The organism is Acutalibacter sp. 1XD8-36, from assembly GCF_009917525.1.
Classification (GTDB): domain Bacteria; phylum Bacillota; class Clostridia; order Oscillospirales; family Acutalibacteraceae; genus Acutalibacter.
Genome location: NZ_QZDU01000005.1, coordinates 106,299 through 123,076 on the forward strand (window position 1 = coordinate 106,299; position 16,778 = coordinate 123,076).

Consider the following 16,778-nt stretch of genomic DNA (forward strand, 5'->3'; position numbering starts at 1 on the left):
TTAGGATTAGTAAAATATGTTAATATTTTGATAGCTTGTCCAAATACTGGCATAAAATGCAGCTTTACGTGGCAGAATAGGCGTATATCAAGCTATTCATAGAAGGAAGGCGACGGATATGACCCACAAAAGCTATAAGACCCTAACGATACTTCTGCTGATAGTCACTGTAATCGCCCTGCTGCTTGCCGCCGTCATGCTCACTCTTGGGCGAAGCTCCGCGGCGGCCTCCGGCAAACCGGAAAGCCCGCCGGAAAAATCTGTTACGTCCTATTATACCCCAAAGCCCTCTCCAAGTCAAGAAAACAGCGAAATCGAAGAAAATACCACCGGCGGCGATTTTCTTGTCACTATTTACCGCGGCGGTATCGGCGTGTTCCAGCCGGGCAAGTCCGTGCCTGTGCTCACAAAGCACACGGAGGTATACCTGCTGCCACAGGAGGACATAGATCTGCTGCGCAAGGGTATCCGGGCAAGGGATTTGTCCCATGCCAAGGAAATCCTTGAGGACTTCGACTGAGCGGCGCTATAATATAGCAGAACAATTTTTTATAACACGGAAAGAACGCCCTGCCGGACCTGCCGGCGGGGCGTTCTCCCTTAGCTTTGGGCTAATCTTACTTCATGCCCTTCTCATAGCTCTCAATCATCTTTTTTACCATCTGGCCTCCCACGGAACCAGCCTGACGGGCGGTGATGTCGCCGTTATAGCCCTGCTTCAGGTTGACGCCAACCTCAGAGGCGGCCTGCATCTTAAACTGCTCCATAGCTTCCTTGGCCTCAGGGACCATTACAGAATTGCTCTTCATGATTCTCGTCTCCTTCAAAAGTGTTTTTTCGCGTTTGCATTAGCTATTGTGGCACAGCTGCCCGCTTTTATTATTGACAATTTTTGCATGGCTGCGAAGGCATTTTTCAAGCTTCCAGAGCCCCCTCAAGCCTCTCCCTCACCTTATCCTGAAAGTACCCGCTGAGCCCGGAGTCAGGCAGCAGCTCCCGCACCCGCGCCTTTGCCGCCTCCAGCTTCCCGCCGTCATACACGTCCATTACACATAAAAGGAAATCCATCTCCTCACCCTTGCCGCACACCTCCAGTACCGTCGGCAGATACCGTTCAATAAAATCCTCATTCCTGAGCCCGGCCGCGGCATTCATAATCTCCCGCCAGCTGGAGAGATTTCCCTCCCTTGGCGGGAACAGCAGCCCCGCTGCTTTATCCCAGTCCACCGCTTCCAAAATAGCCTCATATTCCTGCCGGTGGCCCAGCATGGCCAGATACCTCAGCAGTGAGGTATCGTCCGGACACTCCTCAAAGTCCTTACGGCGCTCAGCCAGTGTCTCCCGGCTCCTGCCGGTATTGTGACATAGCTGGTCCTGCTGAAGCCTCATTGGCAGATACCAGTTATGCTCCAAATCGCCCTCGGTCTTTTCCACAAACTCGTCCGCGATAGATAGGGCACGGTCAAAGGCCTCCCGGCCCTGCTGTATCCACATATGCACCTTTTCGGCCTCCAGCCGCTCCATGTCGCGCTCCAGTTCCCGATGGTCTTCCCCGCCGTTTTTCATTGCCGCCTCAATAGTCAGCAGCTGGGAGTTGATATAGCCCATGGCCTCCCTGAAGGACCTGTCGTCCCGGAGCACCGAGTATTTTAACACCAGGTCCTCTGTGCGCTCCAGGGAGGTCAGGCCAAAGAGCTCGTCAATGCTCACGCCGAAAAACGCGGCTATCCTAGGCAGCAGGCTTATCTCCGGAGAGCCGCTGCCCACCTCCCACCGGGACACGGTCTGCGGGGCCAGATACAGATACTCTGCCAGCTCCGTCTGGGTCACGTCCCTTTCCTTCCTTAATATTGCGATTTTTTCTCCAATAGTCAGCTTCATATACAATGCCCCTTAAAAAATATTTTAATCCCCCGGGTTTACTTAAAGTATAGCATGTGAAAATACCGGAGTCCAGCAAGGCCTCCTTGCATAAATCCCAATGCTCCCTTGATTTGCATTCCCACAGGAAATTTGATAAAATTATCTTATCTATTGAAATATCCCTGCGCAAATGGCGAGTTAATATACAGAGGGCCCTCTTAAACTCTTTTGAAAGGAGAATTGAAATGGACGACATGGAAATTGTCCGGCTGTTCTGGCAGCGGGACGAGGCCGCCATTGCCGAGACAGAGTGCAAGTACGGCAGCTTCTGCCTGGGCGTCGCCATGAGCCTGCTCTCCGACGGCGAGGACGCCAGGGAGTGCGTAAACGAGGCGCTCTATCAGGCCTGGAGCCGGATACCGCCGCAGCGCCCGGAGAAGCTAAGGCCCTGGCTGGGCCGGGTTGTGCGGAATATCGCCGTAAGCCTATGGCGCAAAAACCACCGGCAGAAGCGGTATAACGGGCTTGAGCAGGCCCTAAGCGAGCTGGAGGACTGCGTCCCGGCGGCGGTGGACCTTCAGCAGGATGTAGAGGGCGCGGAGCTGGGCGAGGCCATCAGCCGGTGGCTTGCGGCGCTTGGCAAGGAGGACCGGATATTATTCGTGCGGCGGTACTGGTACGATATCCCCCTTGGTGAGCTGGCAAACGAAATAGGCGTGCCGCCGAAGAAGCTTTCCCAAAGGATGTACCGTCTGAGACAGAATCTCAAGTCATTTCTAGAAAAGGAGGACAGGCCCTATGAAAACTGTGGACAGCTGCGCTCTGTTTGAGGGCATTGGCTATATCGACCCGGAATTTATCCAGGAGGCATACGAGCCTCTGGGCGCAAAGCCCGCTCCGATGGTGCACATAAGTAAGCTTGGCGCGCTGGCGGCTTCACTTGCGGTGGCTACGGCCCTGCTCTTTGGAGCCAACGCCCTATTCCCCGCCTTCGCCGAGAGCCTGCCCATTGTTGGCGAGGCCTTCCGGCAGCTGAACTCACTGGGGGCCAACGCCCCGGGCTATGAGGGTGTAGTGCAGAGCTTGGGAAAGAGCGCAAAAAACGGACAGTACCAGGTTACCGCTACAGAGGCCTACTGCGACGGCGAGTACATCTTCCTCGCCCTGCGGCTGGACCCCCTGGACAGCAAGCTGCTGCAAATGCAGTCCCTTGAGACTGTGGAGCTTGAGGACGCTCCCGGCTGGAGTATTGAAGTGGACGGCAATGCAGGAGGGTTGGTCTACGAGACCCCGGTGTTCACCCGGCGGGGCTATTACTATGAGTGCCCGCCCATGATGATACGCCTGCCCGAGCCTACAGCCAGCGGGACTGTCCGGGTCAGCGCAAGTATCACCTCCCTGTCAGGACGCACCCAGGAGTCCATTGACCAGGGCGGCGAAGGACAGATAGTCTCTCTGGAGCCCCTGGCCCTCAGCTTCGACCTGCCGGTGAGCTCCCAGCACAACATACACCGAGAGCAGGAGGGCGTCTCTGTTGACGGCATATCCCTCACCTCCTGGACCAGCTCGCCCAGCAAGTTTACCGTGACGCTCAGCTACCCCTACTCCACTCCTGATGGTCTGGATGCGGCGGCTGTCACCGACAGCGGCATAGACCTTGGCAGCGACCTGCGGGAAAACGGCGACTTCGGCGACGGACGCTATCAGCCCGGGGACACGGCGGTACAGACCTGCTCGTTCACCGGCGCCCCCGAGGGCACAGGGACCGTCACCGTGACAGTTTTCTCCAACTCGTCCGGCGAGGAGCGGAGGGAGCTTGCCAGGTTCAGGATAGACTTGGAGAACGGAGAGGCAACCGTAGTAGAATAATTTGCAACCACAAACGAAGCGCCCCCTTTTGGGGGCGCTTCTTGATGCAAATCAAAAGGCCGGCAGGTTTCCCCGCCGGCCCAACATATGGCAGATTTAGTTCAGAATAGTAACCTCGGTCTCCTTGTCGAAGACATGCATCTTGTTCAGGTCGAAGGCAATCTTGCACTTGTCGCCGGGCTTCGCAGTGGAGGTGGGCTCCACGCGGGCGGTAACAGCAGTGCCCTCGCAGTTCAGGTACAGGTAGGTCTCAGCGCCCATCAGCTCGGTGACCTCCACCTCACATGTGGTGTGGGCCCCGCCCACCTTCTCGATAAAGTCGGGCTCGTCGTGTACGTCCTCAGGACGGATACCGAAGACAACTTCCTTGCCAACATAGTTGCCGATATCGGTGCCCTCTGCCTTCTTTGCGGGGACGGTGATGGTGCAGGCCCCGAAGGTCAGGGTGTAGTCGCTGCCGTTCTTCGCTACCTTGGCGTCGATGAAGTTCATCTGGGGAGAGCCCATGAAGCCGGCCACGAACTCGTTGACAGGATACTCATACAGGTTCTGGGGCGTGTCCACCTGCTGGATGAAGCCGTCCTTCATAACCACTATGCGGTCGCCCATGGTCATAGCCTCGGTCTGGTCGTGGGTAACGTAGATAAAGGTGGTGCCCAGCTTGATGTGCAGCTTGGAAATCTCGGTCCTCATCTGAGCGCGGAGCTTAGCGTCCAGGTTGGACAGCGGCTCGTCGAGCAGGAAGACCTTGGGGTCACGGACGATGGCGCGGCCCAGGGCCACGCGCTGGCGCTGGCCGCCGGACAGAGCCTTGGGCTTGCGGTCCAGAAGGTGGGCAATGTCCAGGATACGGGCAGCCTCCTCAACGCGGCGCTTAATCTCATCCTTGGGAGTCTTGCGCAGCTTCAGGCCGAAGGCCATGTTGTCATACACGGTCATGTGTGGATACAGGGCGTAGTTCTGGAACACCATGGCTATGTCGCGGTCCTTGGGGGCTATGTCGTTGGAAAGGGTGTCGCCGATGTACAGCTCGCCCTTGCTTATCTCCTCAAGGCCGGCAATCATACGCAGGGTGGTGGACTTGCCGCAGCCGGAGGGTCCAACCAGGATGATAAACTCCTTGTCTTCAATCTCCAGGTTGAAGTCCGTAACAGCCGTTACGCCGCCGGAATAAATCTTATAGATATTTCTTAAACTCAAGCTTGCCATATGTTTTCCTCCTGTCAGGCTCGTGGAGCCCAATTGATTTATATGTATTATATCAGAAAAAAACCGATTTGAATAGTCGTGATATATCCAAAGATTTATCCCCACCTTTAGACGCTTTTACCAAAAAACAATATTCACAAATGAATTATGTGAAATTTGACGAATGGAAAATTCACATCATAATACTTGGGGTCAATCGTAATGGAGCGTACTCTATATTGCGAAATTTCTCCCAGGGAAAAACCCGCGCAGCCGGGTACAGCCCTGGCCTCGCGGGTTTACATTTACCGGCTTTTTCACATTTTCCACAGGGTATTCCACAGCAGACAGTGGAAAACTTCAGTCCGTGGGCCAGGCGTCCTCAGGTACAGCCCCGGCGTCCTCTGCCCCCTCCTCCTGCTGGACCTGGGACACGGCAGAGCTCTCCATTGAAGCGTCGGCGCTCTCCTCAGCGGAGCTCTCCACCTGGCTGCTTTCAACAGCGCTGGAGTTTACATAACTACTGGCACTCTCGGCAGACTGGCTATCCGGGGCCGGAGTTACCTCACCATACCTGGCGCTGTCCTTGGCAAAGCCGTGCATGAAGCCGTCAACCTTGCCGCAGGCCACGTCCCCGCCGATTATCACCTCGCCGTATACCAGCAGCGTGGCATAAACCTCGGTCTCGTCCGGGTAGTTGGTGATAAGGTACTTGTACTGGGTCACCACCTGGCCCGAGTAGGGGGCCAGGTCAAAGCCCTGGGCCTGCTGCATGGCGTTGTAGTTCTTGTACACGTCGTTGAACTCCCGGGGTATCATTACCTCCCGGGTCTCTGCAGGCTCAGGCTCCACCTGCCAGCCGAAGCCGGTGAGATAGGCAAGGCGCTCCTCGCTGGTCCCGCCCTTCACCTGCTGGGGCTCCTTTGTCTCGCCGTCCCCTCCCTGCCAGCGCAGGAAGAGGCAGGCCGCCACCACTGCCAGGGCAAGCACGGCAAAGGCGGCTGCGCGTTTTTTGTTTGCTTTCAAAGATACGAACATAAGCACCGTTCCTCTCTATGGGTTCCTGCTCCATTTGTATGCAGTAAGGAACGGCGGTATACTCAAAGGACGCTATAATCTGTCCATCTAATCTGAAAGTCTATGGGCCCTCTGGAGCAGAGGGTCAGCCAAAACCCCTGACCGGCGTGGGTAATTGGCATACTATAAAAACAGCACTCCCTATCCCCCGATAGCTCCGGGCGCTCCCCCAGAGAGGAAAACTCCGTCTCCAAAAGCCCCTGGGAGAAGCCCCGGCCCGTGAGCTTCATATGGCTCTCCTTGCAGGTCCAGAGCTGAGTCAGAAGGGAGTTATCCCCACCGGTAAGCCCGAGCTCACCGGCGGTGCATATCTTCCCCCTCAGCCCCGGGGAGAACTCCCTCACCCGCTCAAGGTCAAGGCCCACCGGCACGCTATATACAGCGCAGGCTATGAGCCCCCGGCTGTGGCTGATACTGAACTCCGGCCCTCCTTTAAAATAGGGCTTGCCGTGCTCCCCCTTCAGCGCCCGGTCCATCAAGGCGTCGGCGCTTACAGAGGCTTCACAGAGGTCCAGCTCCATGAGTCCAAGCCTAAGCAGGGCCCAGCCGGCGTAGTGCTCCCGGCGAAGGCTCTCCCCGGGGGGCATTGCGGTGATGTATACCATGCTCAGCTTTCAAAGAGATTGTCCCGGGTAATGTTCTTCAGCCACTTGCCCGAGCGGTATCTGTGTATGACCGCGGGCCACTTGACGAACTCGTCCAGGCACAGTATAAAGTACACCCAAAGCACCGGCAGCTTCAGCACAAAGGCCGCAAGGAAGCCCACCGGCACGGCATAAACCCACATAACTATGGCGTCGCAGATAAGCCCAAATCGGCTGTCGCCGCCGGCCCTGAACACCCCCGCTATAAGTGTGGTGTTCACCGCACAGCCCATTATATAGTAGCTGTTTATAAGCAGCATTACACCGAGATACTCTATTGCGGTCTCCGTAAAGTTACCGGCTCCCGCGTACATCATCACAAATGGCCTGGCTATGAGCACTATGACCCCGCCTATGGCCCCCGACAGCACAGTGAGCCAGAGCACCTTCCTGCCGTCGGAGCGTGTCTCCTCCAGCTTCCCCTCCCCCATCTTCTGGCCCAGGAGTATGCCTCCTGCGTTGGCAAGGCCGAAGCAGAGGATTGTGCCGAAGCTGCGCACCACAGCCGCCAGGGAGTTCGCCGCCACAGCGTCCGTGCCCAGGTGCCCGATTATCACCGAGTACATGGAGAAGGCCAGGCCCCACACCACGTCGTTGCCTATGGCGGGCAGCGAGAGCTTCATAAAGTCCGTAAAGAGCAGCTTATTGCGGATAAACATGGTCTTAAAGCGCAGCTTGATATGCTCGGACCTTGCGGAGACCACAAAGCACAGGGCAAGCTCCACAAGCCTCGAGATAGAGGTGGCCAGGGCCACGCCCATCACCCCAAGCTTTGGCGCTCCCAGCCAGCCGAAGATGAACACCGCGTTCAGTATCACGTTTAGCACCACGGCAATGGAGTTGAGCACAGTGCCGATGGTGACCTTGCCCACGCTGCGCAGTATGGCGATATAGACCTCTGTAACGCCCCAGCAGAGATAGCATATGCTGAGTATCCTTATGTACCCGGCCCCAAGGGTTATTAGCTCCTGGTCGTCTGTGAAGACCAGCATCATGTACTCGGGGATGGTAAGGGCCAGGGCCGCCACTATTATAGATACGCCCAGGGAGAAGCGCATGGCTATGCCCTGGACCACTTCTATGGCCCTGTAGTCCTTCTTGCCAAAATACTGGGCGCAGAGCATGGTGGCCCCGGTGCCAAGGCCATAGAACAGCATAAACAGCACATGGGCGTACTGGCTGGCAAGGCTCACCGCCGAGATTGCCGACTGCCCTACAAAGTTGAGCATCACTACGTCCGCCGAGCTCACAAGGGAGCTCAGAAGGTTTTGCAGGACTATTGGTATCACAAGCTTTGCAATCTGACCGTAGAAGGGGTCCTGAAGCCCTCTGAATCTTTTCATCATTATTTCCTCCTGACTTTAGCATGTCACCCAACTATATCACAGTTCAGCCGGGATATCAAGCCCAAGATGAAAAAGATTTTTTCTTGGGCTCTAAGGGTGATTCCTGTTGCAAAAGGGAGCGGCTTATGCTATTATATAGTATATTTTTCAGGGAGGTCGTGACATCATGCCAAAAGCGAACAGAGGCCATCAGGCGGTGGTCGTGCTGGACTTCGGCGGGCAGTATGCCCAGCTCATCGCCCGCCGCGTGCGGGACCGGAAAGTTTACTGCGAGATAAAGCCCTACTGGACCGACCCCGGGGAGCTCTCCGGGTATAAGGGTATCATTTTCACCGGCGGCCCCGGCAGCGTCTACGCCCCGGAAGCCCCCCTCTGCAAGCCGGAGCTCTTTGGCCTTGGGATACCTGTGCTGGGTATCTGCTACGGCGCGCAGGTCATGGCCCAGGTGCTTGGCGGCAGGGTTGGCCCTATGGAGGCCCCGGAGTTCGGGAAGACCCTCACGCGGTTCTCCGGGGAGTCCCCACTCTTTGAGGGCGTACCGGAGAGCGTAGTGTGGATGAGCCATAACGACGGCATTACAGAGGCTCCCCAGGGCTTCGCCCCCAGCGCCTGCTCCGCCCACTGCCCCATAGCCGCCATGGAGGACCGGCAGAGGAAGCTCTACGCCGTGCAGTTCCACCCGGAGGTGGCCCATACTGAGCACGGCGGTAGAATGCTCGAGAATTTCTTATATAATGTATGCGCCTGCTCCGGTGACTGGGAGATGGGCTCCTTTGCAAGGGACACTGTGGAGAGCCTTAGGGAGACTATCGGGGACCGGCGGGTACTCTGCGGGCTCTCCGGCGGCGTGGACTCCTCGGTGGCGGCAATGCTGGTGCACAAGGCTGTGGGCAAAAACCTCACCTGTATTTTTGTGGACCATGGGCTGCTGAGAAAGGACGAGGGGGACCTGGTGGAGCAGGTGTTCAAAAAGGAGTTTGACATGAACATCATAAGGGTCAACGCCGGGGAGCGCTTCCTTACAAAGCTCCAGGGGGTCACGGACCCTGAGCGCAAGCGGAAGATAATCGGCGAGGAGTTTATCCGCGTGTTCGAGGCCGAGGCCGCCAAGCTCGGCAAGGTCGAGCTCCTCTGCCAGGGCACCATCTACCCCGACGTGGTGGAGAGCGGCAGCGGACAGGCTGCAGTGATAAAATCCCACCACAACGTGGGTGGGCTCCCCGAGGATGTGGGCTTCGAGGGGATAGTCGAGCCCCTTAGGGACCTCTTTAAGGACGAGGTCCGCAGGCTAGGCACAGAGCTCGGCATACCGGAGGCCCTTGTCTGGCGGCAGCCCTTCCCCGGCCCCGGCCTTGCCGTGCGCATAATCGGGGAGATAACCCCGGAGCGCGTTGCCACCCTCCAGGAGGCCGACGCAATCTTCCGGGAGGAGGTAGCGAGGGCCGGGCTCGAGAGGGATATCGGGCAGTACTTCGCGGTGCTCACCGGCACCCGCAGCGTCGGGGTCATGGGCGACGGGCGCAGCTACGGCGAGACCGTGGCCCTGAGAGCCGTGAACACCACCGACTTTATGACCGCCGACTGGTATCAAATGCCCTACGAGGTCCTGGGCCGGGCGTCCAACAGGATAGTCAACGAGGTACCGGGAGTGACCAGGGTGGTCTATGATGTGACCAGCAAGCCGCCGGCGACGATTGAGTTCGAATAAGTTGAGAGGTCGAAGAAACCCAGTGTTTATGCGGGTTTGCGGCATTTCAAGAGGTCTTTTGATAACAATTTGATAACGGTTGTATAAGAGCCATTATTCTTGTAATCCAGTGGTTTTAGGGTTAGAGAATGAAAGAGAATGGTTTTTTACAATAACAATCCATATTAAAACGCCCTTAGCTGTGGGTAGCAACTCATAGCTAAGGGCGTTTTGTCGTTTGCCTATTTATTTCCTTCCTAAATATCTGTTTACCTTTTTCTTGTAATTCAGATATTCATCACCGAACGCCAATAACATTGCGTCCTCTTCGTTGTTTACAATCTGCAAATGGAGCGTGAGAATTGCAAAGGCTGAAAATATGAGAAGCACCCAATTAAAAAATACCATTAAAACGCCTAAATACATAAGATCAAAGCCAAGAAAGGCTGGGTTACGGCTTATCTTGAATACTCCTGATGTGACAAGTTCTGTTTTATCTTTCGATACGCCTGCACGCCAACTATCACGCATTGTAAGCATAGCTGTTATAAAAAGTGCGACTCCCAATGCAGAGATAGTTAGTCCTGCAATTCTAACCCACACAGGAGAAATAGACCAGTCTAACACAATGCTTATGACCTCTACGACTACAACGCAGAATGTTGCAATACCCATTGTAATTTCAATATATAGAGGAACGCCTTGCTTTCCCTTTCCGATTTGCGTGGTATGGATTCCTTTTTTCTTTTGCTCTATTTTCTTTGCATAGTAGCAAGCATAGAAAACAAGCAAAATGATAGCAGTCAATATTTGAAAAATAGTCATAGTATTTGTTCCTCGCTGTTTTTACATATCTTTTAGCTTGTCCTTGAATTGCTCGACTAATGTGTCGCTTAATTCCTGCGAGGGAACTTTCGCCCAGATTTGTGTGGTATCGAACTTCGGATAGTGATAACGCCAGTTGTCGTATTCTTCCCTGCTGATTTCCTCGGAAGATAGCTTGTCCGCCTGCTCTTTCCAAGCACAGAGCATTTTTGATAGCTCGGCAGCGTCCTTACCTTTGTCCTTGTTGACTTTCAGACAAACTTCTCCGTCTGCTTCGCTGACGGTAAGACCGTAAATATCTTCAAGGGTAAATAAGGTGTGCATAAGACCGATGTAGCTGTCAATGTCGGGAACATCAAGAGCCTGCGGGGAAACATCAAGCACCTGTGCTAATGCAGCCGTTAAGTCTGCTTTTGGTTTACGAGAGCCAGTTTCGTACTGTGCCAGACGCACATCTGCACTCCGTTCGGGAAAGCCGACAGCCGTGCCAAGATATTTTTGCGTCATACCACGCAAAAGCCTGAAAAAATGTATTCTTTCGCCAATAGCCATAGTATTTACACTCCTTGCTTATGTACTGCAACCAGTATAGCAGATATGTTTAGAAATTGTCAAGAGGAAACGAAACAAAAAAGTTTAATATTTTCTCTAAAACCTCTTGATACAAGCGTATTTGCTTAGTATAATAGAAAACACTAAGCTGATATGCTTAATTAAAACTGAATGACCGTCCGAGTAGGATACTTCGCCACGACCTTTTGATTTGTTCAAGAGTGAGCGAGATAACGCCGCTGAAATGGGGGCAGGAACGATATTCGGGGAGAACGGCAGCTTAAAAATCTAATGAAAGGACTGATGATATGGAAAACAAATTTATTCGTGCCGATGATGTGGCACAGGAACTAAGCGTATCAAAGCCCTATGCCTATAAGCTCATCAGAAAGCTGAATGAGGAACTGAAAGCACAGGGATTTATTACGATTGCGGGGCGTGTAAACCGCCAGTATTTTTATGAAAGGCTCTACGGAGCAGGAAATCCTGCCGCAAAGGTGGGAAATATGGGGAGTGAGGAACACAAGGAAATGCTGTTTTGGACAAAGGAAGAATATAAGAAATTTTCCTATGAAATGATGGACAAACCAGTTTCCTTTTACGCCTTTGAGATGCTCTACTGGTGCGGTATCCGAGAGGGCGAATTATTAGCCTTAACCGCCGCCGATTTCAACTTTGATAAAGAAACGGTCACGATTAACAAATCCTATCAGCGTTTACACGGCGAAGATGTGATTACCACACCGAAAACAAAGAAAAGCAACCGCACGATTAAAATGCCGCATTTTCTCTGTGAGGAAATGCAGGAGTATCTCGGTATGCTCTATGGCTTGAAAAAGAAAGACCGTATCTTTACGGTAACGAAAAGTTATCTTCATCACGAGATGGACAGAGGGGCGGAAGCCGCAGGCGTGAAGCGCATACGGATTCACGATTTACGTCACAGCCATATAAGTTTGCTGATTGATATGGGTTTTTCAGCGGTAGCGATTGCAGACCGTGTAGGACACGAAAGCATTGACATCACTTATCAGTACGCACACCTGTTTCCGTCTAAACAGACGGAAATGGCAAACAGATTGGACGATTTAGGGAAAGGGGATTTTGAAAATGTCGGCTAAGAACAGAGATAACAAAAACCGTTGGAGGAATATCACAGTAGGGCTTCGGGTATCGCCCGAAGAAAATGAACTCATTAACAAGGCAGTTGCTTTATCGGGATTGCCGAAACAGGAATACTGTTACCGCCGCTGTCTGAATCAGGATGTGGTGGTGCAGGGCAATCCGAGAGTATTTAAGGCACTGCACAAGGAACTTGCCGCCGTTCTTACGGAATTGCAAAGGATTGAAGCGGGAAACGACATAAACGATGAACTTCTGAATGTCATTGAACTGATTACTATTATCCTCGGCGGTCTGAAAGGAGAAGATGGGAATGGAGAATAAAAGAGAAATGACTGTTCCGAATGTATCTGTTGGCGCAGATACGGAACAGCCAATTCAAAAATGTACTGACCATAGTATATCCGACTGCGATGAAAATATCAAGAGTTTTGAAGAAATGCAAAGGGAAATGCTGCGGCAGTTATCCCCCTCGTATCTCAAGACAGTATCAATGGCAGCTTTGTATGACACGGTATTTGATATACAGACGCCGCTGATTGATGGTTTGCTCCAAAGGGGAACTTACCTTTTCGTAGGCTCTCCGAAAGTGGGGAAAAGTTTTATGATGGCACAGCTCGCTTACCATATCAGCACAGGAATACCATTGTGGGATTATAAGGTGCGAAAAGCAACGGTGCTTTACTTTGCTCTTGAAGATGATTACCCACGCTTGCAGAAACGATTGTTTCAGATGTTCGGCGCAGAAGAAACAGGCAATCTATATTTTGCAACGGAGTGTAAAACGGTCAATGGCGGTTTAGAAGAACAAATCAGAGGATTTATGCAGGAACATCCCGACACAGGTTTAATAATCATAGATACCTTAAAGCGTGTCCGTGAAGCTGGCGGGGCAGATTACAGTTACGCAAGCGACTATGACATTGTGGCAAGGCTCAAAGCGTTGGCGGACAGTTACAAAGTTACAATGCTTATCGTTCATCATACCCGAAAGCAGAAAGCAGAAGATATATTTGATATGATTTCGGGAACGAATGGACTGATGGGTGCGGCGGACGGCGCATTTGTCCTCAGCAAGGAAAAGAGAACTTCCAATAATGCTACGCTTGATGTGGCGGGCAGGGATCAGCAGGATGTGAAAATTCATCTTGTGAGAGATACCGAGTGTTTGGTGTGGAATTTTGAAAAATCGGAAACGGAGTTGTGGAAAGAACCGCCTGAGCCAATGCTTGAAAAAATTGCAGCTACTCTTTTTTCGGAAAGTAACAGATGGGAGGGAACAGCTTCAGAACTTTGTGAAAGGCTCGGCGTGGATATAAAACCGAATGTGCTTTCACTTAGGCTTAGTATCAACGCAAGCAGACTGTTTCGTGATTATGGTATCCGCTATCAGAACAGCCGCACGCACGATGGCAGAAAGGTTTCGCTTTGGAAAGAAGCCGATGGGGCGGCGTGACAAACGGTGTCAAAGGTGTCAATGTTTTGAGAGCAGTATCGCTGTCAAAAACATTGTCACTATCGTCACACATTGACACGGTTTGAAGTTTAGACGGGGTTGTAAGGGTGTCCTTTTCAAAGGACAGCCCTTACCCCTCGGAGAGCGCAAAACCTGCGTGCAGGTTGCATTTTTGTTGGCGTAGCTGACATAAGTGCTTTTGCGTTACTTTCGCAGAAAGTAACAAAGGCTCACCGCAAGCGGCGAAAAGATAAGAATGGAAAGGAAGTGATTTTATGCAGAGAACGATAAGCGCAATGGTCGGGAAAGGCTCGGTCAATCACAACAGCCGTAAATTCAAAGCGGAGAACATCTCTCTGTTTTGGACTATAAAAAGCAGGAGCGAGCAGAAGAAATTGAACAACTGGAAAGCAAAATCATAGACAAGCAGACCGAGTTTGAAACACTTTCCAAGCGTATTCAAAATTTTGATAAGGGTACAGCTTCGCTTTTGCAAATGCAGAATGTACTGGAGAATGCCCCCGAATATCAGTTACCCGAACCGCAAGGCTTTATGACTGCAAAAAGTTATAAGAGCAAGATTGTCGAGCCGTTAGTTAAGCGGTTGAAATCTCTCATTAAAACACTTATGGTGCGGTGCTTTCAAGCGATTGACGATTACCAAAGGCTCAATCAGACAAACGCCAGTCTATACCGTAGCAATGAACGGATTAAAAGTCAAAACGAGCAACTGACCGCTGATAATAACCGATTGAGGGAAGAAGCCAAAGACTATAAGCTGCTGCGAAAGGTGTTTGGTAGTAAGCAGATTGACAGTCTGTTGGAGCAGGCAAGGCAGTCTAAACAGCGTGGCACACGCTTTAGAAATAAAGAAAACGAAAGGTAGGAACAAACAATGGCAAAGACAATTTTTGAAGAAATGGGCGGCACTTATGTACGGCAAGGGGATTATTTTATCCCCTGCCTTACCTTACCAGCCGAAAAAGAAAACAAGCCTATCGGTGTATGGGGACAGCGGCACAAACGCTATCTACGAGAGCATAAAAGAGCAACCTATACTACCCTGTTCATAAGCGGCAAGCTGAACAGCTATCTTGCCAACATTGACGAACAAGCAGAAGAATTGTTTTCTCGGTTGGTAAAACAGATAGCAGAGCGTGAGGGCGTGACGGAACAGTTAAAAGCGGAAAACCAGATGAAATGGATCGGATTGATGAATAATATCCGAAGCAGGGTGATAGAGGTTGTGAATGCTGAGCTGATTTATGTCTAAGCATCTAAAGAATTGCTCGACGCATCTATATGAGTGTCGGGCAATTCTTACATGGGACTTGAAAAAATCACGATTTTGTGATATTATAAATAAAAATGAACATGCTTGTTGCTATATAGCTCTTTCAGGAGGTGTGGTATGGCTATTAACTATGATAAACTTTTTCATATGATGATCGATAGAAAAATAACCAACATTCAGCTAAAGGATATGGCTGGGGTTAGTGCCAATATTATTACTCGCCTTAAGCGTGATGAGTATATTTCAATAGAAAGTATAGAAAAAATCTGTAAGGCTCTACAATGCGGAGTGGATGATATTTTGGAGTTCGTCGACAAGGAGGGACAACATGAAAATCAATGATTATAACGCAACATTAGATGAAAAAATATCTGAGTTTGACATGTGGGTGACTCCTTCGCTTGGAGAAATAAGAGATACGCCACAATTCAGAATTAATCTTGAGCAGTTGAAAAAAGGATTTGACTACATAGCCGATATTACCGAGAATTTCGCAGATGTTTCACATTGCTCATCATCTGCCTTGGCAGCAAATGTACTGGGGTATTTATCTGGAAAAGATGATGACGCTGCCAAAGAAATACTTGATAATATATGTAATGTTCTTTTGTTGGCTACTGGAAAAACTGATAATAACCTAAAGTGCCAGTTCCCGCTTATGCTTAGAAATCAAATCGGAATAAGTACTTATCCTCAAAAATTGAGTGGAGAAAGATGGAGAGATAAAGATATTCCCCGAGCTTTTTCTATGACAGATGTTACCAAAACAATAGTACAACTTACCGGCAAAGATGATTATAGAATTGTATTTGTCGAAAGCTATTTTCATTTGATTATATCAGATGAAGATTACGCAAAGCAGCTCTGGAGTTTAGGAAATGCTTATGTATCACAAAAAGAATTGGGAAACGCAGATGCTCTTATCAGTTCGATAGTAATCTTTCAGTCTAGAGGATCTATCACTGCTACACAGGGGCATATTCCAGAAACTATATTAAGAAAGTATATGACTGAATGGGGTTTAAGTGCAGGAACAGACTTCAATACACAAGATGTTGAAGTTGGTGAAATTTTGGGTGATTTGCCTGTAGACAATAAACTAAAAAAGAGAAAGTATGATTTTATTGTTCCTTTCCAGTCAAGAAGATCAGGTGCAAAAGTCTTTATACAGAGCCAGTTTTATGCTGGAGATTCTGGAAGTGTATCGCACAAAGTTGTAGATCAAACCGACAGCACTCGAGAAGTGACTTTGCAGAAATACCCAGACGCTGTATTTATAGAGTATCTTGATGGAGCTGGCTATTTTTCCTCTCTGAATGGAGACTTGCGCAAGATGTTGGCGAAACCGACAACAAAGGATTTTATTCAAATCCGCACAGCACCACTTAAATTGCGCAGGGCATTGCAAGGAATTTTGTTCCTCACGCCACTTGAGATTGAGCATGCTGTAATTAGAACATCTGGAAAAGAGGATGAGATTTATCAGCTTTTAAGAGATGAAGGATATACTGATAAAGAAATCAACCGAGCATTTTCGGCTTCCGTAAGCGAGAAAAATATTGTGGCCTACGATGAACACAAGTATGCAATTAGTTCCGACCGGGTAGAAATTGTTCGTAAGTATTGCTTATTGGATATCATTGCAAATTACGGAGCACCTATTTCCGTCGGAAATGAATCAGGATGTCTCTTGGTTGCGGGGTTTGAAACCTCTTGGGGGCTACCACAAAACGAGGCGATTAGAATAGCCCAGGAAGTTTTTCCTGGGCTAGGTAAACTTTGGCATAATGTCCAAGATGCTTTTGATGACATTCAGTGGTTAATTAGTAAAGGGATTGTTATTACAAAATAGGAG

The 16,778-nt window shown here is 50.8% G+C and carries 18 protein-coding genes and 1 pseudogene; 11 read left to right on the plus strand and 8 right to left on the minus strand.

What is annotated here, in order from left to right; genetic code table 11:
• The first annotated feature begins 118 nt into the window (after window positions 1–118).
• Complete coding sequence (locus D5270_RS09665) at window positions 119–520, plus strand: hypothetical protein (RefSeq protein WP_166543914.1); 402 nt, start codon at window positions 119–121, stop codon at window positions 518–520.
• 97 nt (window positions 521–617) lie between these two features.
• Here D5270_RS09665 and D5270_RS09670 read toward each other — a convergent pair whose 3' ends face one another.
• Both D5270_RS09670 and D5270_RS09675 read right to left on the minus strand, forming a co-directional pair.
• Window positions 618–809 carry an alpha/beta-type small acid-soluble spore protein gene (locus D5270_RS09670; RefSeq protein ID WP_161473958.1) on the minus strand — a complete coding sequence of 64 codons (192 nt, stop codon included), beginning with the start codon at window positions 807–809 and terminating at the stop codon, window positions 618–620.
• A 106-nt stretch (window positions 810–915) separates the two neighbouring features.
• The gene (locus tag D5270_RS09675) at window positions 916–1,881 is read right to left on the minus strand and encodes a helix-turn-helix transcriptional regulator (protein WP_166543915.1); all 966 of its coding nucleotides are present in this window, start codon (window positions 1,879–1,881) and stop codon (window positions 916–918) included.
• Between the two features lie 227 nt (window positions 1,882–2,108).
• On the opposite strand from D5270_RS09675, the gene D5270_RS09680 reads away from it, so the two are divergent.
• Both D5270_RS09680 and D5270_RS09685 read left to right on the plus strand, forming a co-directional pair.
• A complete protein-coding gene (locus D5270_RS09680; RefSeq protein ID WP_166543916.1) occupies window positions 2,109–2,693 on the plus strand; it encodes an RNA polymerase sigma factor in 585 nt (194 codons plus the stop codon).
• Window positions 2,662–3,732, plus strand: coding sequence for a DUF4179 domain-containing protein (locus D5270_RS09685; protein WP_166543917.1), 1,071 nt, complete (start codon window positions 2,662–2,664; stop codon window positions 3,730–3,732). The genes D5270_RS09680 and D5270_RS09685 overlap by 32 nt, the downstream gene beginning before the upstream one ends.
• 96 nt (window positions 3,733–3,828) lie before the next feature.
• On the opposite strand, the gene D5270_RS09690 is transcribed toward D5270_RS09685, so the two are convergent.
• From D5270_RS09690 to D5270_RS09705, 4 genes are all read right to left on the minus strand, one after another.
• Window positions 3,829–4,941: an ABC transporter ATP-binding protein gene (locus D5270_RS09690; protein WP_161473962.1), complete on the minus strand. Its 1,113-nt coding sequence runs from the start codon at window positions 4,939–4,941 to the stop codon at window positions 3,829–3,831.
• Window positions 4,942–5,280: 339 nt separating this feature from the next.
• On the minus strand, window positions 5,281–5,946 hold the full coding sequence (locus tag D5270_RS09695) for a DUF4830 domain-containing protein (RefSeq protein ID WP_166543918.1): 666 nt from the start codon (window positions 5,944–5,946) through the stop codon (window positions 5,281–5,283).
• 74 nt (window positions 5,947–6,020) lie between these two features.
• Window positions 6,021–6,602 carry a 4'-phosphopantetheinyl transferase family protein gene (locus D5270_RS09700; RefSeq protein ID WP_166543919.1) on the minus strand — a complete coding sequence of 194 codons (582 nt, stop codon included), beginning with the start codon at window positions 6,600–6,602 and terminating at the stop codon, window positions 6,021–6,023.
• A 2-nt stretch (window positions 6,603–6,604) separates the two neighbouring features.
• On the minus strand, window positions 6,605–7,984 hold the full coding sequence (locus tag D5270_RS09705) for an MATE family efflux transporter (RefSeq protein ID WP_161473975.1): 1,380 nt from the start codon (window positions 7,982–7,984) through the stop codon (window positions 6,605–6,607).
• 169 nt (window positions 7,985–8,153) lie between these two features.
• Here D5270_RS09705 and guaA point away from each other — a divergent pair, with 169 nt between their 5' ends.
• Window positions 8,154–9,695: a glutamine-hydrolyzing GMP synthase gene (guaA, locus tag D5270_RS09710; RefSeq protein ID WP_166543920.1), complete on the plus strand. Its 1,542-nt coding sequence runs from the start codon at window positions 8,154–8,156 to the stop codon at window positions 9,693–9,695.
• Between the two features lie 225 nt (window positions 9,696–9,920).
• Here guaA and D5270_RS09715 read toward each other — a convergent pair whose 3' ends face one another.
• A complete protein-coding gene (locus tag D5270_RS09715; RefSeq protein WP_166543921.1) occupies window positions 9,921–10,499 on the minus strand; it encodes a methyltransferase family protein in 579 nt (192 codons plus the stop codon).
• A gap of 21 nt (window positions 10,500–10,520) precedes the next feature.
• A complete protein-coding gene (locus tag D5270_RS09720) occupies window positions 10,521–11,051 on the minus strand; it encodes a helix-turn-helix domain-containing protein (protein ID WP_166543922.1) in 531 nt (176 codons plus the stop codon).
• A 362-nt stretch (window positions 11,052–11,413) separates the two neighbouring features.
• Here D5270_RS09720 and D5270_RS09725 point away from each other — a divergent pair.
• The 7 genes and pseudogenes from D5270_RS09725 to D5270_RS09755 all read left to right on the plus strand — a co-directional run.
• Window positions 11,414–12,172, plus strand: a pseudogene (locus D5270_RS09725) (site-specific integrase); the annotation flags it as partial.
• On the plus strand, window positions 12,162–12,497 hold the full coding sequence (locus D5270_RS09730; RefSeq protein WP_166543923.1) for a plasmid mobilization protein: 336 nt from the start codon (window positions 12,162–12,164) through the stop codon (window positions 12,495–12,497). The pseudogene D5270_RS09725 and the gene D5270_RS09730, both read left to right, overlap by 11 nt.
• Entirely contained in the window at window positions 12,487–13,629 is a 1,143-nt protein-coding gene (locus D5270_RS09735) for an AAA family ATPase (protein WP_166543924.1), read from the plus strand. Before D5270_RS09730 ends, D5270_RS09735 begins: the two co-directional genes overlap by 11 nt.
• 361 nt (window positions 13,630–13,990) lie before the next feature.
• Window positions 13,991–14,515: a hypothetical protein gene (locus tag D5270_RS09740; RefSeq protein WP_207709349.1), complete on the plus strand. Its 525-nt coding sequence runs from the start codon at window positions 13,991–13,993 to the stop codon at window positions 14,513–14,515.
• A gap of 9 nt (window positions 14,516–14,524) precedes the next feature.
• On the plus strand, window positions 14,525–14,902 hold the full coding sequence (locus D5270_RS09745; protein ID WP_166543925.1) for a TnpV protein: 378 nt from the start codon (window positions 14,525–14,527) through the stop codon (window positions 14,900–14,902).
• A 138-nt stretch (window positions 14,903–15,040) separates the two neighbouring features.
• Window positions 15,041–15,265: a helix-turn-helix domain-containing protein gene (locus D5270_RS09750; RefSeq protein WP_166543926.1), complete on the plus strand. Its 225-nt coding sequence runs from the start codon at window positions 15,041–15,043 to the stop codon at window positions 15,263–15,265.
• Window positions 15,252–16,775: a hypothetical protein gene (locus D5270_RS09755; protein WP_166543927.1), complete on the plus strand. Its 1,524-nt coding sequence runs from the start codon at window positions 15,252–15,254 to the stop codon at window positions 16,773–16,775. Before D5270_RS09750 ends, D5270_RS09755 begins: the two co-directional genes overlap by 14 nt.
• The last annotated feature ends 3 nt before the right edge of the window (window positions 16,776–16,778 follow it).

Excerpts from the sequence above, each read along its gene's own strand:
- D5270_RS09665 (WP_166543914.1), top strand. The coding sequence starts at position 119 with ATGACCCACAAAAGCTATAAGACCCTAACGATACTTCTGCTGATAGTC.
- D5270_RS09670 (WP_161473958.1), bottom strand. The coding sequence starts at position 809 with ATGAAGAGCAATTCTGTAATGGTCCCTGAGGCCAAGGAAGCTATGGAG.
- D5270_RS09675 (WP_166543915.1), bottom strand. The coding sequence starts at position 1,881 with ATGAAGCTGACTATTGGAGAAAAAATCGCAATATTAAGGAAGGAAAGG.
- D5270_RS09680 (WP_166543916.1), top strand. The coding sequence starts at position 2,109 with ATGGACGACATGGAAATTGTCCGGCTGTTCTGGCAGCGGGACGAGGCC.
- D5270_RS09685 (WP_166543917.1), top strand. The coding sequence starts at position 2,662 with ATGAAAACTGTGGACAGCTGCGCTCTGTTTGAGGGCATTGGCTATATC.
- D5270_RS09690 (WP_161473962.1), bottom strand. The coding sequence starts at position 4,941 with ATGGCAAGCTTGAGTTTAAGAAATATCTATAAGATTTATTCCGGCGGC.
- D5270_RS09700 (WP_166543919.1), bottom strand. The coding sequence starts at position 6,602 with ATGGTATACATCACCGCAATGCCCCCCGGGGAGAGCCTTCGCCGGGAG.
- D5270_RS09705 (WP_161473975.1), bottom strand. The coding sequence starts at position 7,984 with ATGAAAAGATTCAGAGGGCTTCAGGACCCCTTCTACGGTCAGATTGCA.
- guaA (WP_166543920.1), top strand. The coding sequence starts at position 8,154 with ATGCCAAAAGCGAACAGAGGCCATCAGGCGGTGGTCGTGCTGGACTTC.
- D5270_RS09715 (WP_166543921.1), bottom strand. The coding sequence starts at position 10,499 with ATGACTATTTTTCAAATATTGACTGCTATCATTTTGCTTGTTTTCTAT.
- D5270_RS09720 (WP_166543922.1), bottom strand. The coding sequence starts at position 11,051 with ATGGCTATTGGCGAAAGAATACATTTTTTCAGGCTTTTGCGTGGTATG.
- D5270_RS09730 (WP_166543923.1), top strand. The coding sequence starts at position 12,162 with ATGTCGGCTAAGAACAGAGATAACAAAAACCGTTGGAGGAATATCACA.
- D5270_RS09735 (WP_166543924.1), top strand. The coding sequence starts at position 12,487 with ATGGAGAATAAAAGAGAAATGACTGTTCCGAATGTATCTGTTGGCGCA.
- D5270_RS09745 (WP_166543925.1), top strand. The coding sequence starts at position 14,525 with ATGGCAAAGACAATTTTTGAAGAAATGGGCGGCACTTATGTACGGCAA.
- D5270_RS09750 (WP_166543926.1), top strand. The coding sequence starts at position 15,041 with ATGGCTATTAACTATGATAAACTTTTTCATATGATGATCGATAGAAAA.
- D5270_RS09755 (WP_166543927.1), top strand. The coding sequence starts at position 15,252 with ATGAAAATCAATGATTATAACGCAACATTAGATGAAAAAATATCTGAG.